This window comes from Imperialibacter sp. (assembly GCF_040222815.1).
Lineage (GTDB): Bacteria > Bacteroidota > Bacteroidia > Cytophagales > Cyclobacteriaceae > Imperialibacter.
The window spans coordinates 272213-287941 of record NZ_JAVKCH010000057.1; the positions used below are offsets into that span (position 1 = coordinate 272213).

Genomic DNA, 15729 nt, shown 5'->3' on the forward strand with positions numbered 1-15729 from the left:
GTCGAATCAGGGGTTTATGGTCGAAAAAACGGGTTTGTTCTTCGTCATAGAAGAACTCGCCTTATCCAGAAACGTTACAAAGTTAGCAATATTGAGGTCATAGGCCTTGGGAGCAGCCAAAAGGTTCTCGTTTGGATCCAAAATCACGTAAAAAGGCTGGGCATTGTTGTTAAACCTCGTGATCTGCAAGTCTGCATTTTGTTTCCCAATGGATTTTTTGATTTTACCATCATATTCCGACTCATACCACTGTGATTCGGGGAGCTCGGTCTTTTCGTCCACGTAAAGCGCCACTAGTACAAAGTCATTTTTTAGTCTTTCGAGCACCTGAGGGTCAGACCACACCCTTGCCTCCATTTCCCTGCAGTTCACGCAGCCATGTCCGGTAAAATCGATAAAAAGCGGTTTCTGTTGTTCCCGTGCGCAGGCAATGGCCTGGTCGTAGTCGAAATAGCCAGTGAGACCATGAGGGAAGTGAAGCATGTCGGCGTATTTTGGCGGTTCGCAGATGCTGTTGGATGCTGTGCCTGAATTGGAAGAAGCTCCCTGCTGACGAACAATGCCGGGCAAGTCAAAATCCATCGTGGACTGTGGAGGTAAATATCCGGCCAGGGCTTTCAAGGGGGCACCGAACATCCCCGGGATCATATAAACCACGAATGTGAATGTGATTACTGCGAGAATTAATCTTGGTACTGGCAGCTTCTCCATTTTGCTGTCGCCGGGGAGCTGTATTTTGCCTAACAGATAAAACCCCAATAAGGTAAACACCACAATCCAGATAGCCAGATAGATTTCTCTGTCGAGGATATTCCAGTGATAGGCCTGGTCGGCAATGCTCAAAAATTTGAACGCCAAAGCGAGCTCCAGAAAACCCAGCACCACTTTAACGGAATTGAGCCACCCGCCGGACTTTGGCAATGTGCTCAGCCAGTTCGGGAAAAAGGCAAACAATGTAAATGGCACTGCAAAAGCCATAGAGAATGCCGCCATACCCAAAATCGGTTTCAAGATCATTCCCCCGGCCGACTCGACAAGGATACTTCCGACGATCGGGCCTGTGCAAGAGAAAGAAACCAACACCAGCGTAAAGGCCATAAAGAAAACGCCAATCATTCCGCCCTTGTCAGCGTTTCGATCCATAGCATTGACCCATTTGTGGGGCAACGTGATTTCGAAAAGCCCAAGAAATGACAGGGCAAAAACAATGAAGACCAAAAAGAAAATGACATTAGGTACCCAGCCAGTGGCCAGGTCATTGGCAATTTCAGGCCCCATAAATGGAGCAACCAGCGATCCAATAAGGGTATAAATAAGCACGATGCTGAAGCCATAAAACAAGGCCATGCCCTTACCACTTTTCTTGTCTCCCTTTCCGGTAAAAAAAGTAACCGTCATGGGAATCATAGGAAACACACAGGGTGTGAGCAGCGCCGCAAGCCCTGCTAAAAAGGCAACGACCATAAAGCCCCAGAGTGAATAGGCATCCGTGGAGTCTCTTTTGTTCAGGACTGCCGTTTCGGTGTCATTAGAACCTTTTTTTACTTCTACGGAGCTTTTTCTGGAATCTCCAGAGAAGGTGGCGTATGTGAAGTCTTCGTCTAAGTTGATGCACTTGCCATCTACATCAGTGCAAACCTGATAGAAAAAACTGCCCGAAAGGTTAATTGGCAGGCTATTGACGAGAATGGTTTGACGAAATTCAGCATGCTCTCTAAAATACGTGTACTCCCCTTCCCACAGGTCGTCGTACTTTCTTTTGGCGCCAATAGGTCTTATGCTATCAATTGCTTCATAGGAGGGATCGTCGATGAAATCAAACTCTGCTACAATTGGACCGAGATCAGGGTCGAAGTCTGAAGAATATAAATACCAGGTATTATCTATTTTAGCTTTGAAAATGAGGCTAAGCGTATCTCCCACTTTGGGGTCTTTATTGCTCAACTCATAACTCCACGATATGGGCTTTTGTACCTGCCCGTAGGAGGCAAAAATGGTAAAAACTCCAAACAGACCTAGTAGTATTCTTTTCATAAGTTTCTTCTTTTTCCAGAAAGAGAAAGGGCCAAATTTGACTCCTTAACGCATTCCCTTCGCAGAGAGTTTATTTGCCAGTTTTTATTTTGCTTTGCTCAAAGTGGCAAAGTGCTTATAAAATAGCGTGATGGTTTCAATTCCTTTGATGTAGTTAAATATGCCATAGCTCTCATTGGGAGAATGGATGGCATCTTCATCCAATCCAAAGCCCATCAGCAAAGAGTCGAGGCCCAATACCTTCTGAAACAGTGCTACGATGGGTATGCTCCCCCCTTCCCTGGTGGGGATCGGGGCTTTTCCCCAGGCTTCTTCCACTGCCAATGCCGCTGCCTGGTAGGCTGTGGACTTGGTGGACACCATAGCGGGTTCGCCTCCGTGATGGGGTGTTACTTTTACCTTTACTGTATTAGGGGCTACGTTCAGAAAATAGTCCGTAAACAACTTTGTGATTTCGTCAGAGTTCTGATTTGGCACTAGTCGCATGCTGATTTTGGCGTAGGCTTTGGAGGGAAGCACCGTTTTGGCACCCTCGCCAATATAACCTCCCCAAATGCCGTTGACATCGAAAGTCGGCCTGATGCCGGTTCTCTCAATAGTCGAAAAGCCGTCTTCTCCGAAAACTTCGGCTATGTCGAGGTCTTTCTTATATTTTTCGAGCGAAAAGGGCTGCTTCGCCATAGCTTCCCTATCTGCTTTTGACAACTCCACGACTTTATCGTAGAACCCGGGAATAGTGATATGACCATTTTCGTCCTTCATTTTGTGGATCATTTCACAAAGAACATTGATGGGATTTTCCACAGCGCCGCCATACATACCCGAATGAAGATCTCTGTTTGGCCCTGTTACTTCCACTTCCACATAAGTGAGACCACGAAGCCCAACTGTGATAGAAGGATGTTCATTGCTGATGATGCCCGTGTCAGAAATCATAATCATGTCAGCCTTCAGCTTCTGTTTGTTGGCTTCAGTGAAAATGCCCAGATTGTTGGAGCCCACTTCTTCCTCACCTTCGATCATGAACTTTACATTGCAGGTGAGCGAATTAGTGCGCATCATCGTTTCAAATGCCTTGATATGCATGTACATCTGGCCTTTGTCGTCGGCAGAACCCCGGGCATAGATTTTCTCGTTTCTAATGGTGGGTTCAAACGGAGGGGTTTCCCAAAGCTCGTACGGATCGGCAGGTTGCACGTCGTAGTGTCCATATACAAGAACAGTTGGAAGTGTGGGGTCAATTATTTTTTCTCCATAAACAATGGGATGACCATCAGTACGGCAAATTTCAGCCTTATCGACGCCAGCTTCAATTAGCTTCTTCTTTATAAACTCCGCTGCTCTTTTTACATCGTCCTTGAACTTTTTGTCGGCACTCACCGATGGAATTCTCAACAACTCAAAAAGCTCATCTAAAAACCTTTGCTGGTTTTCCTCGATGTAGGGAATCTTGGTTTTAACACTCATGAAATTTTAATTTATCGGGCTAATGTGTTAAAGGTTGCTGTGCTGCATTTCTTCGGAATGAAACATCAGTGTGTTCATCAGGTAAAAGTAAGGAATATTACCAAGACGCTGCAAAGGCAAATCTGCTATGTATCAATGGTATTTGTCCGTGGTCGTATTGAAAAAAGTTACAACCAGGTCGAACTTTCGGGAAGGGCTTGTTTACCCTGGCAGTCGCAGGATTAGAAACCGTCTTTGTCTTTTTCAATCGTATCAAAGCTGTCCTTTCCAAAGGCAGGGTCGGTAGTGAATTGTAGTTTGAAAGGTTTGTCGATATTATAGTAATTTTTGCGGAAATTATTGATAAAAGTCATCGTTTCGGACTCCTCGCCAAGCCCAAGAGCAAAAGCACCTAGTGCGGCTTTTTCAAGTGTAGAGGAGTTTCTTATCTCCTCGTTAAATTTCTGGTTGGAAGAGAGAATAAGGAGCCTGTTCTGGTCGAACCTGAAGTGGTACCAGGTGGCTTCTGAAAACATGATGAAAATATTTACGATGTCTCCAAGGGGGTCTCTTTTAATTTCAACAAAGCCGTCAGCTTCTGCATTTATGTCGTTTCTGAAAATGTTTGAAATGCCAATCTTGCCATCGTTGTACCAGGCCTTGTGAGTAGCATTCCATTGCAGGTTGACCTCCGAGAGAGACAGTGCTTTTTGAAGCTCTGGCGACACAGATACCAACGGCACGTAATTTTTCAAAGTGTTGTTTTCATAGCTTTTGGCTATCTGATCGCTAGTAAGGTTGGCGAGGAGATAAACCAAGTCACCCTGTATGTTATTTGCCTGTGGAGCCCCCAGGCGCTCAATAATGTCAACGAGGTCTTTCGTCATAACCTCGGTTGCGGCTGGGCTAATTTTGAAGTCGGCCGTTAAAAAAGCCGTCATTTTGAAGTAGGAGGAGTCGAGTCGGCCAATCCCTTTTGCAGATGCCTTCAAAGTGAAATCGGCGCTGTTTTTTATAAAGGTTACCGGGCCTTCAAAGATCACACTATTGGTGTTTTCGGAGTAAATGAACGTGCTACCAGCATAGGAATTCCCGTCTGACTTGGCTTGGTCTTCTATTTTGTAGAAATCCCCCTCAAGATTATAAGAAAGGGTGCCATGAGGTGTAAAAAGATCAAAGTCAATCGGGTCGTTTTTGTCGTTAATGTAGGTCAGGTATATAATGTCGTCAAATGAGTCATAGTGTAGGCCTGCGACTAGTTTCTGACCTGTTTCCGCTGTTGAGGCATCAAAGTTGACAAGCACTTCAGGGTTTTCAGTTTTGTTGGTGTAGCTGATCCACTGAGAGTCCCTTTCTTTCTTCCAGTCGAGCTTCACTCCGCCAATCAGCTCAAGCGCCCTCCGGTCTGCATACATTTTCGCCCGACCTTTGTACAGAAATCCCGGCGACATCACAAAATCCTGATCTTCCAGCACATCGCCTTCGGACACCGTCATCGTCTTGAACCTGTTCTTTGCAATGGGCACATTCTGAAGCTCAAACTGATTGAACTTGATCGTAAAAGTGTCCTGCGCCGCATTGACGAGCTGATACAGGGCGCTGCCGGTGAATTTATTTCTGTCAACAATGGTGATGAGTCCGTTGGTCAGGGTGTGGTAACGATTGGCAGTGTCGATCCTGACAATGGCATTTTTAAGCTCCTGTAGTGTTGAATTCTCAAGGATAGTAATCTCCTCGTTTTCCGGCGTTATTTCCGCATCCGCCACCGTGATGTACGGAATGCCCTGCAGGTTCAACTCGTAACGGTTGATATCGTAAATACCCGCTGTTGCGTTAAACGCCAGCGAATCGAGGTCGGGCCGGGTTGAGTAGAAGTAGGAGTCTTCAATAGCAACATTGGCCGGCTTGCTCATCGTAATCTTTTGGTCGTTTAGGTTCCAGATGGCGTTGGTGATTGACGTCTTCATTTGCGCATAAGGGAAGCCTATGGCCGCTACACCGGCCTTTTCAGGGTGCACGTCTGCAATGTTGCTGGCGAGGTCAAAGTTCAGCGCAATATCCTCTCCCGCCATGGCTGGCTTCTGTGGGTTGTCAGTGAAAATTTCAAACGCTCCATGCCTGGCGCTGAATTTTGTTTCTGAAAAACTGAACTGCTTCGATTTCACCCTCGACCCACGTGTCTCCAGCGTGCCAAGCCCAAAGGCGCCTTTGGCAGTAATGTTTGCAGCCCCCTGAAGCTTGGCTGTGCCATTGTACAACTCAATGGGGTCACCTATATTTTTAAGAAACATGCTGTCTTTTTTGGGCAGCCATTTCATTCTCAGGGCTCCCATTATTCCTTGTGGGAAGGACGCCGGTCCTAAGTTGCCCGGCCTGATTTCGCCACTTTGAGCAATGGCTGAAGTAGAATCCAAATAGAAAATAAAGTCGTTAGAGTATACGGTAGTCGTTAAATAGTCAATCTTTCCATTTGACCTCAAGCCCTGGTAACTCAGGCTTAGGTTGTTGTAGAGTGTTCCAGTGCCCCCATACAGCTTGTAACCGCTTTCAGGTATTTTATGCTCAAAGCCCAGTGACTTATCAGGTTGAATAACAAGCTTCTCCTCAAATGGCTCCAGTATGTCTCCAGCGTGGAATGTGCCCTCAAAGCTTATACTTGCCCCATCGCTCCTATTGGAACTGTCGATTTCGAAAGGAGGTATGACAAACCTCACTGTTTTGTTATAGGCTCCTTTAAGAATCTCTTTAGAGTCGAAGAAAACAACAGCCTCGGAATCGGAAGTAAAGTAAGGGTACTGGAGGTTTTGCTTTTTCCCTGACTTGTTGTCGGGGCTTTCTACAAATAGGGTTCCGGAGGTAAGCTCAAGGTGGTTATGCAAGGCAGTCTTTTCTTCACCGCCTTCAACCTTAAGTGAGTCAGGCACTGGAATCTGAATCCTGATGGAGTCAATTGTCGGCATGGCAAAAAGGTTGTCCGCATATTGAAACTGAAAATCCTTTCCTTTATAGACGAAATCTCCGGCATTCACCATTCCATTAAATAGCAAGTCCCTACCCTCCAGAATTTTGACTACACCGCTGTCTGGTTCCATGTAAACCTTCAGGTCGGTAGTAATGTATACCCTGTCAACGCCCCTGAGAGTGAGTTCTTTGGTGCCAAAATTGAGAGTGCCGTTAGGATACCGCTCAGTAAGAGAAGGTACGATAAGGTTATCGTAGTCTTTCTTGTTCTGATTAGATAGAATGTAGTGAAAAGATTTGTCCTTCACTTTTATGAACCCCGTTTCAGCCTGGAAATTGATGAAGCCATTTTGGTAAAGGAAATTCATTGCCGCAAGCGCCTGATTGTAGTCAAGCTTATAGGCCGTTGTCATGTCGCGAAGGTAAAATTCACTTGCTCCTGAATTCCTGGCATACCGAACCACGGCCATGATAGGATGATATCCGAACAAGCCCGGGTACATTGAAAACCTCTTTTCGCTAAAGTAGTCTTGAGATTCGAAAACCGCTGGGACACGATTTCGAGCATTCATAATAGAGATATCGAGGCTGTCGGTCTTCAAATCCCAGCTAATTTTGTCGGCGCTAAAGTCCATCACGAAAAACGACGAAGAGTAAGGCGTGCCTTTGAATTTATTCTGGTCTCTGTATAGAGTGAGTAGGTTTTTGCCCTCATCAAAAACCAGTTTATTCTGCGGATGGAAGATTGAATCGCCATTGTGGTAAATAGCGACCATTGCCTTGTCCGACGTTATCAAGGAGTCCTCGAAGGCGTACTTGACGCCCCTTGCTGTAAAAGAACGACCGAAGTCATCTCTAATATTTAGTACAGATGGTCGCTTAAGGGCGGACGTGCCGTAAAATTTGTTTCCTATAATAGAAAAGCCCCCCGTATACGTAGCATTTGGCGCTTTAAGTTTTAAAGTGATGTCGGCATAGTAGGAAGTAAACTGGGGAAAATACAGCTCCTCTTTGTCTGTTCTCTGATAGCTCTTGAAGTCGAAAATTCCCTCTGCTTCTCCGTCAAACCAGGCAGGGAAGCTGAGACTGACCTTCTCCGCACTTATTCTTGGTTTAGTGATTTCAAAGCTGTAATCAGTAAAGGTAACTGAGGCCGCTTCGGCACCATTTGCTTCGCCAGGCCAGTTAAATTTACCCCCGCTGCCCACGAATACTTTGTCGTGGATGACAACCGAGCCTGACGTGTTTTGGATGCCGACGGAGTCATAGGGTGTTACTAACCTGAAATTCACATTGTTGAGCTTTATTACAGGGCCGCTCACAGGGGGGAGCATTGCCTGGTTAACCACCTCTGCCACAAAAGCGTCAGTAGCGGGCTCGGGCTCGGCTACCGGGTCGTTGCCCCATCCTGAGTCATTGCCCCACCCACTATTGGAGGGCGTGCCCCAACCGTCGTTGCCGGTGTCGGCAGTTCCCCAGCCACTATCGGCCGGAATTTCTTCAACAATTTCATCTTCAATGGGAGGCTCTTCAGCTGGCAACACATAGGCTGGCTCCGCCTCGTCCAGTTCAAAACCATAAGTGCCTCCCTCGGCATATAGTTTGAAGTATTTGGTGTAGTACAAAGCCCTTCGGGCAAAAAACTGATTGAGCATGAGCAAAAACTCACTGTACTCCTTGTTGCGATAGGTGTCGACCACCTGATTGTTGATCTTGAGAAGATTTGTGAGCTCGGTAGAGCTAATATTTTCCTTTTGAATGGCGTAGGCTATGTAGGCACCGAAGAACTCGAAGTATGGGTAGGTTCGCATCCTGCGATCCCGCATTTTGACGGCGATGTCGATAATGATTTTCTTCTGGTCGGCACTGATTTGCCCTGAGTTCCAAACGGTAACGAAATCAGCTGCAATCTTGGCAGCTCCCTCGTTGTCAATTTGCCTGATGCCGTTTGATAAATCTTGCCCGAATGTATTTGGGTCAGTTGAAAAGGTAAACTGTTGGGCCCATAGATGTGAGGACAGCAATAGGAATATTGCTAAGAATCTCATTTTGAGAGATAACCGTTCCCTTAAAAACACCTGCATAACTTCAAAGGTAACGAAAAATGGGGGCCTGTTACTATCTATTCAACCGCCTTTTTTTCGAAAGCAGCTGCCACCCACGCCTCTCGTACCTTATGGGTGGTCTTGCGAAAGCCAAGTGACATGGCTTTTTCCTCAATTACTGGTAGGTCAGTTTCGTAGAAGCCGCTTAGGTAAAGCTTGCTGCCTTCCGGAAGCACAGCGGCATAGTCTGGCATTTCTTCCAGCAACACATTTCGATTGATATTGGCGATGACCAGGTCGTAAGAAGGGTTCTTTTTTACCTCCTTCACTGCGCCTAGCTGGATTTTAATATTACTGCAATCATTAATGGCAATGTTTTCAATGCCGTTTTCAATGCACCATTCATCGATGTCGCTGGCATCTATGTGCACTGCACCGAGTTTGGCGGCCAAAATGGCCAATATGCCAGTGCCAGTGCCAAAATCAAACACCGACTTTCCCTGCAAGTCACTATCGAGTAATAATTCCATCATGAGATAGGTGGTGGAATGATGCCCCGTGCCGAACGACATTTTTGGGTTAATAACGATTTCCAACGGAAAAGATGGGTCGGGTTTATGAAAAGACGCTCTGACCCTACAGCGGCCGGGGATTTCGATAGGGTGGTAGTTGGTTTCCCAGCTTTGGTTCCAATTTTCCTTCGGAATCTTTGCAGTCTCGTAGCTGGCAATGCCAAGGAAAGAATACTTCTGGATAATTTCTTTGACATCAGTCTCTTTGAAGCTCCCTTCCAAAATATAGGCATTAAACCCCTCGTCAGTTTCCTGAAAGGTATCAAAGCCAATTTCTCCCAGCTCGGCTATGAGAATATCTGCAAGATCCCTGGAGGTCTTAATTTGCAATTCGATAAAGTCCATTGTTGACCTGGATTAGGGTGGTTAACTGCCTATCTGCAGCCGGCAAATGATTCGGTGTCGGTGAAATTAACAGAAAAGTGTTGCTGGCCTTTTTCTTTGACATAGTATATGGTGAAGTCGGCCAAGCCACGGTTTTCTGTGAAGTACCAGATGCCCTGCCTGTCAGCAAAAACCCTGCTGCTCTCCTTGAAAATCAGCATGTCGGCAAAAGCTTCGTTTTCATCTTCAAAAACGATGTAATCAGCCCTTCTTCTGTCCGTTTCCACGAAAATGGCTCCATAAACGCCACAGAAATCCTGATCTACAGCAACTACGGGCTTTTCGACAGAAGAAAGGCTTAAACTACTTAAACCGAGGAAAACGAAAATATTCATTTACTTCATTGCTTTTACAATGTCAACGAAGTCACGTGACTTCAGGGAGGCGCCACCGATCAGTCCGCCATCCACGTCGGGCTGGGCAAAAATTTCGACTGCGTTGTCCGGCTTCACACTGCCGCCGTATTGTATGGTAATCTCTTCGGCAACATTCTTGCCATGTTTTCCGGCCAGGTGAGCTCTGATTTCAGCATGCATTTCCTGGGCTTGTGCGGAGGAGGCTGTTTTACCAGTTCCAATGGCCCAAACTGGCTCGTAAGCAATCACTACTTTTTGAAGCGCTTCGGCCGAAAGGTGAAAAAGTGCTTCAGAGACCTGCGCAGTTACCAGCTTTATATGATTGTTGGCTTCACGCACTTCCAGTTTTTCGCCGCAGCAATAAATAGGCGTCATGCCAGCTGCCAGCACCGCATCAACCTTTTTTGCAAAAAGAGCATCGGTTTCTCCAAAGTATTCTCTTCGCTCGCTGTGGCCAATGATGACAAACTGAGTGCCGACAGACTTGAGCATCGAAACTGACGTTTCGCCCGTGTAAGCACCTGATGCATGTTCACTACAGTTTTGCGCACCAAGCATAACGTTTTTACTTCCTGCCAAAAGTTTGCTGATAGAGTTTAAATGAATAAAAGGTGTACATAAAACCACCTGCACGGCGCTGGTCACTTCGTCCTTCACCATGTTAACTACCTCGGAAGTCAGCTGATGTCCTTCTTCAAGGTTCTTATTCATTTTCCAGTTTCCTGCTACAATCTTCTTTCTCATGATTTTCATTTTAATCGGGCCCAAATATAGCTGAATATGAATATTTAGAAGACCGCATTTGAGTTAATTGTCGGAGGAACACAAAATAAAATGCGTCATTTTCGAGGCAATACCTTCAAAATCAGCACTCAGGAAATTTTTTGCAAAATGTTTGGAAACATAATTCGGCATATCTACGTTTGTGCCTTCAAGTCAATTCTTAGCAATTGATTTATAAAGAAGCGTGGAGAGACAGGCTCTATGAAGCGCTAGCAACCGGCCACTCAAGGTGGTAAGGTGCTAAATCCTGATCCGCCGGTTGGCGGAGAATATAAATTGAGAGCAAAATGAAAAATCAGGAATCTCTTTTAGCGTTAAGCGCTACCCCATCGTACGGCCTTTCATCGGCTCAATCAATTCACGCATTAAATTTTTCAATCGAGGCAGCTGTTGCTCGTTGCTGCTGCTGTATCTGCTGCTAGGCGCTTTTGCCTTTGTCGCTTAGCAGCAAACGACGGACTATTGGCCAGTGTGCCGACCCGTTACAGGCAATTTTTTAATTCAACTTCAATTTAAAAACACCTTATAATATGTCACAATTAAGATTTGAAACACTGCAATTACATGCAGGTCAGGAAGTAGACTCAGCCACACAGTCGAGGGCGGTACCTATTTATCAAACCACCTCCTATACATTCAAAAACTCTGAGCATGGTGCCAACCTGTTTGCCCTGAAAGAATTTGGGAACATCTATACACGGATCATGAATCCGACGACGGATGTTTTTGAGAAGAGAATTGCTGCTCTGGAAGGAGGGGTTGCTGCAGTGGCAACAGCATCGGGCCAGGCCGCACAGCTTTTGGCCTTGCACAACATTTTGGAAGCAGGCCAAAACCTGGTATCTACCAACCACTTGTATGGAGGCACTTATAACCAGTTCAAAGTTGCCTTCAAGAGGTTGGGTATTGACGTGAGGTTTGTAGAAAATGACTCACCGGCCGAGTTTGAAAAGCTGATCGACAAAAATACCAGAGCACTCTACCTTGAAACGATAGGCAATCCGGAATTCAACATTCCCGATTTTGAAGCGATAGCAGCAGTAGCGAAGAAGCACAATATTCCTTTGGTGGTTGACAATACCTTTGGTGCCGGTGGCTACCTTTTTCGCCCGCTGGAGCGTGGAGCCAACGTGGTAGTTGAATCTGCCACCAAGTGGATTGGTGGTCATGGCACAAGTATTGGAGGGATTATTGTTGACGGTGGAAACTTCAACTGGGGCAATGGAAAGTTCAAGCAGTTTTCGGAGCCATCTGAAGGCTACCATGGACTGAACTTCTGGGAAGTGTTTGGTGAAGGAAACCCACTTGGACTGCCTAATATAGCTTTTGCTATCAGAACAAGGGTGGAGGGCTTGCGTGACCTTGGCCCAGCGATAAGCCCTTTCAATTCTTTCCTTTTGCTCCAGGGCATTGAGACACTTTCTCTCAGACTGGACAGAACAGTGCAGAACGCCCTTGAGTTGGCGCAATGGTTGGAAAAACACCCTTTGGTTGAAAGTGTAAACTACCCAGGTTTGGCCAGCAGCAAATACCACGCATTGGCCAAGAAATACCTGAAGAGGGGCTTTGGTGGTGTGCTGTCATTCAAAGTCAAAGGCGGTAAGGCCAATGCAGAGAAGTTTGTTGATTCGCTGAAACTTGTCAGCCACCTGGCCAACGTGGGGGATTCGAAAACGCTGATTATTCACCCAGCGTCGACAACTCACCAACAGTTAAGCGAGCAGGAGCAGTTAAAAGCTGGGGTTGACCCTAATTTATTGCGACTGTCGGCTGGTACTGAACATGTGGACGACATTAAAGCAGACTTGACACAGGCTTTTGACCAACTAAAAAAGTAGATTTTAGTTAATTATATATACAGGTTAATTGATGACTTACCTCCCGGTGGTAACAGATGCTCCCGGGAGGAATTTTAACCCAAGAAAATTGAAGAAGGAGTGAAAATAGCTGAGGATATATACAAATCAACCGAACCACTAAAGCTTGAATCTGGTAAGCAATTGTCCGAATACCATTTGCTTTATACGACGTTTGGTAAGCTAAGCCCAGAAAAAAATAATGTGGTTTGGGTTTGTCATGCGCTGACTGGCAACTCCAACCCTTCAGAGTGGTGGCCAGGGTTGTTTGGGCCCGGAAAAGTGTATGATCCCGAGAAGTTCTTTGTGATTTGTGCTAACATGCTGGGGAGCTGTTATGGCTCCACTAACGCACTCGACAAAAATCCCTCCACAGCCAAACCCTACTTTCACGATTTTCCCACGCCCACCAACCGGGACATAGTTGGCGCTTTTATTCAATTGAGAAAATCCCTTGGCTTCGAGAAAGTCCATACCCTGATTGGGGGCTCTATGGGAGGGCAGCAAGCACTGGAGTGGGCCATTATTGAGCCTGAAGTTTTTGAGAACCTCATTGGAGTTTCCACCAACGCCCATCATTCACCCTGGGGCATTGCTTTCAACGAGTCACAAAGGATGGCGATTGTGAACGACGCTACATTTAAGGAAAGCAAACCAGATGCTGGGCTTGAGGGAATGAAGACTGCCAGAACAATTGCCCTGCTTTCCTACAGGCACTACCTTACTTACCAGAGAACGCAGGAGGAGGACACGACTGAAAAAACCGATGACTATTTGGCATCGAGTTATCAGCAGTACCAGGGAGAAAAGCTGAAGAAGCGATTCAATGCTTATAGCTACTGGAGGCTGTCAAAAGCAATGGATTCGCACAATGTGGGCAGAGGAAGAGGCAGCATAGAGAAAGCACTTTCGCAGATAAAAGCCAACTCTCACTTTGTTGGTATCAGGTCCGATATTTTGTTTCCTATTGATGAACAGGTGTTTTTGGCCTCCCACGTTGACGATGCCTCACTGGATATTATCGATTCGCTTTACGGACACGACGGGTTTCTGATAGAATGGGAGGCCATTGGCGCTTCCATAGAGAAGTTTTACAGGAGGGTGATGGTAGAGGTGTAACTATTCTTCGCCTGCTTCTATTAAAAGCTGTCGGACTATGTGTGTGGAAAATCGAAATTTTTGTTCAGAAAGCTGACCCACTACCTCACGCACACTGGGAATGATCTTTTTATGTTTTGCTAGAACTGGATTTTTAGTGAGCCTATAATTTCCAGGCCCAGGTCGGCGGCAACTTTCCTTCCTTTCCGCTCGCCAAGAATTAGAATTGAATCAGGCGTTTTTAGAGCGAGCGAAATTGAACTTGCTTCTCCTAAATCGAGCGTTTCAAGAATGCTATGACTAAACAGGGTCGGTGCTGACTTGACCTTTATCCATTTAGGAACAGCTTTGCCAAACTCAGGGAGAACCTGCTCAGTAATGATCAACTCATGAAATAACTTTTGAAGGATGTCGAGCCTGTCAATTCGTTGATAAGCAATTAGGCAGCTTGTGTCCGAGATAATCACCTCAGCCATGAGGAAATGGCTTCTTCAGGTCGTCTGCGGTTTCTCCGAAAATAGACACTCCATAGTTGCCGACAGTTTCAATAAACTCTCTTTTGGAGATGCCAACAAAAGTAGCAGCCTGGCCAGACGACAATATCCCTTTTTCAAAGAGTGATGATGCAACGATCATCTTGACCTCTTTCTCGTCAGTCTCTTCCGGAAGATTGAGCGTAATTGTTTTCATGTAAAACAAATATAATATAAAATCAACTAGATAAGAGTAGACAGTGCCTTCTCACCCAATTCCCTCAACACTTTCAGCAAAAAGTCGATATCAGCTTTCGTCCTGCGGTAATTGTTACAGTTGATACGCAAAGCAGGCCTGTTACTAATACGGGTGCCGGCAAAAAAGATGCGTCCGTCTTCTTCTATCAGTTCGAGTATCCGTTCGTTTACTGCGTCAATTTTTGTCTGGTTACTTTTTATTCCAATGTCATCTGAAACATATCGAAAGGTGGCGATCGACAAATTGGCTGGCCCCAGCATTTCGAAGTCTTCGGAGGCATTTACCAAATCCTGAAAATACCTCACCACTGAAATGTCGTTCTCTATAGCCAGTCGCAGTTTTTTCGCTCCATAGGCCTTGAACGTCATCCATACTTTCAGTGCTTTAAAGTCTTTGGTGAGCTGTAACGTCAGATCCATCAGGTCTTCTCTGTCCGTCTTTTCCAAACCTCCCCGCAGGTAGTCCGGCACCAGGCTGAAAGTGTTTTTGAGGTGCTCTTTTTTTCTCACAATAACAGCCGCCACCTGAAAGGGCACGTAGAGCCATTTATGAGGGTTAACAAGAACGGCATCGGCCTCATTCATTCCCCTAAAAAGATGACCAGCCAAAGTGGTGCCTGCCGCAGGGCCACCGTAGGCGGCGTCGACCATGTACCACAACTGATATTTCTTGGAGAGGGCTGACAGTTCATCGAGCTTGTCGATGGCGCCGTTGTTGGTAGAACCTGCAATACCGATAACGCCAATGGGAAGCAATCCTTCGTTCAGGTCTTTCTGAATGGCCTCTTCCATCAAATCTACTCTCACCTGAAACTGTTCATCCACTGGAATTTTCCGAAGATATTCTTTGCCCATGCCCAGCAGATCCATGGCTTTGTCGAAGCTTGAGTGACCCTGACTAGAAACATAGACCGTCATAGGTTTTTGGCCATAAAGGCCCCTCTGAGAAAGAGAGGCAGGCCCCATCACTTTTCGCATGACGGCGAGGTGCAGGAAGTTACCTTCCGAGCCACCACTTACCAACACACCTGCACTGTCATCAGGATAACCCATGAACTGGCAGAGCCATTTTATGACTATTTTCTCCATTTCGGAGTTGGCCGGGGCGTTGTGCCACTTCAGGTTGTTTTGGTTCAACCCAGCTTTTAGAAACTCAGCAAGCATGCCAACCTGATTGCCTCCGCCGGTGATATACCCGTAATAATTGGGGCTCGGGTTGAAGTTCGACATCTCGAAAACGTCGGAACCAACACTCGCCAGCAACGATTCCATAGATGTTTCGTCCTCGGGAAGAGCTTCATTAAATCGCTCCTGAATTTGAGCTGGTGTGTAGTTGCGATAGATTTTGGAGTCTCTGAGGTGCTTTAACCAGCCGAAGTAGATGGCTACTGCTTGCTCGGTGTATTGCCGGAATTCTTTTTCCTGAAAGTCTAGATTCATTTGATGTAGAGAGTTTTTTACGG

11 protein-coding genes and 1 riboswitch are annotated in these 15729 nt (G+C 46.0%); of the genes, 2 read left to right on the forward strand and 9 right to left on the reverse strand.

The window, feature by feature from the left end:
- Positions 1–6 precede the first annotated feature (6 nt).
- The 6 genes from RIF36_RS27230 to tpiA all read right to left on the reverse strand — a co-directional run bounded on the left by RIF36_RS27230 (position 7) and on the right by tpiA (position 10542).
- The gene (locus tag RIF36_RS27230) at positions 7–2034 is read right to left on the reverse strand and encodes a protein-disulfide reductase DsbD family protein (RefSeq protein WP_350122064.1); all 2028 of its coding nucleotides are present in this window, start codon (positions 2032–2034) and stop codon (positions 7–9) included.
- A gap of 84 nt (positions 2035–2118) precedes the next feature.
- Positions 2119–3501 (reverse strand): dipeptidase, encoded by a 1383-nt coding sequence (locus RIF36_RS27235; protein WP_350122062.1) that lies wholly within the window; start codon positions 3499–3501, stop codon positions 2119–2121.
- 221 nt (positions 3502–3722) lie between these two features.
- On the reverse strand, positions 3723–8489 hold the full coding sequence (locus RIF36_RS27240) for a hypothetical protein (RefSeq protein ID WP_350122060.1): 4767 nt from the start codon (positions 8487–8489) through the stop codon (positions 3723–3725).
- 74 nt (positions 8490–8563) lie between these two features.
- A complete protein-coding gene (prmA, locus tag RIF36_RS27245) occupies positions 8564–9403 on the reverse strand; it encodes a 50S ribosomal protein L11 methyltransferase (protein ID WP_350122058.1) in 840 nt (279 codons plus the stop codon).
- Positions 9404–9432: 29 nt separating this feature from the next.
- Entirely contained in the window at positions 9433–9777 is a 345-nt protein-coding gene (locus RIF36_RS27250; RefSeq protein WP_350122056.1) for a 7(1) septoil knot domain-containing protein, read from the reverse strand.
- A complete protein-coding gene (gene tpiA, locus RIF36_RS27255) occupies positions 9778–10542 on the reverse strand; it encodes a triose-phosphate isomerase (protein WP_350122054.1) in 765 nt (254 codons plus the stop codon).
- Between the two features lie 208 nt (positions 10543–10750).
- Positions 10751–10859, forward strand: a riboswitch (SAM riboswitch).
- Positions 10860–11111: 252 nt separating this feature from the next.
- Between tpiA and RIF36_RS27260 the strand changes: the two genes are divergently transcribed.
- Together RIF36_RS27260 and RIF36_RS27265 are read left to right on the forward strand one after the other, a co-directional pair.
- Positions 11112–12419 (forward strand): O-acetylhomoserine aminocarboxypropyltransferase/cysteine synthase family protein, encoded by a 1308-nt coding sequence (locus tag RIF36_RS27260; protein WP_350122052.1) that lies wholly within the window; start codon positions 11112–11114, stop codon positions 12417–12419.
- 99 nt (positions 12420–12518) lie between these two features.
- Positions 12519–13556 (forward strand): homoserine O-acetyltransferase family protein, encoded by a 1038-nt coding sequence (locus RIF36_RS27265; protein ID WP_350122050.1) that lies wholly within the window; start codon positions 12519–12521, stop codon positions 13554–13556.
- Positions 13557–13675: 119 nt separating this feature from the next.
- Here the strand turns inward: RIF36_RS27265 and RIF36_RS27270 are convergent, their stop codons facing one another.
- From RIF36_RS27270 to RIF36_RS27280, 3 genes are read right to left on the reverse strand one after another with little or no spacing between them, the layout of a single operon-like run.
- Positions 13676–14011 carry a PIN domain-containing protein gene (locus RIF36_RS27270; protein WP_350122048.1) on the reverse strand — a complete coding sequence of 112 codons (336 nt, stop codon included), beginning with the start codon at positions 14009–14011 and terminating at the stop codon, positions 13676–13678.
- The gene (locus tag RIF36_RS27275) at positions 14004–14225 is read right to left on the reverse strand and encodes a UPF0175 family protein (RefSeq protein ID WP_350072731.1); all 222 of its coding nucleotides are present in this window, start codon (positions 14223–14225) and stop codon (positions 14004–14006) included. The genes RIF36_RS27270 and RIF36_RS27275 overlap by 8 nt, the downstream gene beginning before the upstream one ends.
- A gap of 26 nt (positions 14226–14251) precedes the next feature.
- Complete coding sequence (locus tag RIF36_RS27280) at positions 14252–15706, reverse strand: pyridoxal phosphate-dependent decarboxylase family protein (protein ID WP_350122046.1); 1455 nt, start codon at positions 15704–15706, stop codon at positions 14252–14254.
- Positions 15707–15729: the final 23 nt, after the last annotated feature.

Excerpts from the sequence above, each read along its gene's own strand:
- RIF36_RS27240 (WP_350122060.1), bottom strand. The coding sequence starts at position 8,489 with ATGAGATTCTTAGCAATATTCCTATTGCTGTCCTCACATCTATGGGCC.
- RIF36_RS27275 (WP_350072731.1), bottom strand. The coding sequence starts at position 14,225 with ATGAAAACAATTACGCTCAATCTTCCGGAAGAGACTGACGAGAAAGAG.
- RIF36_RS27235 (WP_350122062.1), bottom strand. The coding sequence starts at position 3,501 with ATGAGTGTTAAAACCAAGATTCCCTACATCGAGGAAAACCAGCAAAGG.
- RIF36_RS27260 (WP_350122052.1), top strand. The coding sequence starts at position 11,112 with ATGTCACAATTAAGATTTGAAACACTGCAATTACATGCAGGTCAGGAA.
- RIF36_RS27230 (WP_350122064.1), bottom strand. The coding sequence starts at position 2,034 with ATGAAAAGAATACTACTAGGTCTGTTTGGAGTTTTTACCATTTTTGCC.
- RIF36_RS27250 (WP_350122056.1), bottom strand. The coding sequence starts at position 9,777 with ATGAATATTTTCGTTTTCCTCGGTTTAAGTAGTTTAAGCCTTTCTTCT.
- RIF36_RS27280 (WP_350122046.1), bottom strand. The coding sequence starts at position 15,706 with ATGAATCTAGACTTTCAGGAAAAAGAATTCCGGCAATACACCGAGCAA.
- prmA (WP_350122058.1), bottom strand. The coding sequence starts at position 9,403 with ATGGACTTTATCGAATTGCAAATTAAGACCTCCAGGGATCTTGCAGAT.
- tpiA (WP_350122054.1), bottom strand. The coding sequence starts at position 10,542 with ATGAGAAAGAAGATTGTAGCAGGAAACTGGAAAATGAATAAGAACCTT.
- RIF36_RS27270 (WP_350122048.1), bottom strand. The coding sequence starts at position 14,011 with ATGGCTGAGGTGATTATCTCGGACACAAGCTGCCTAATTGCTTATCAA.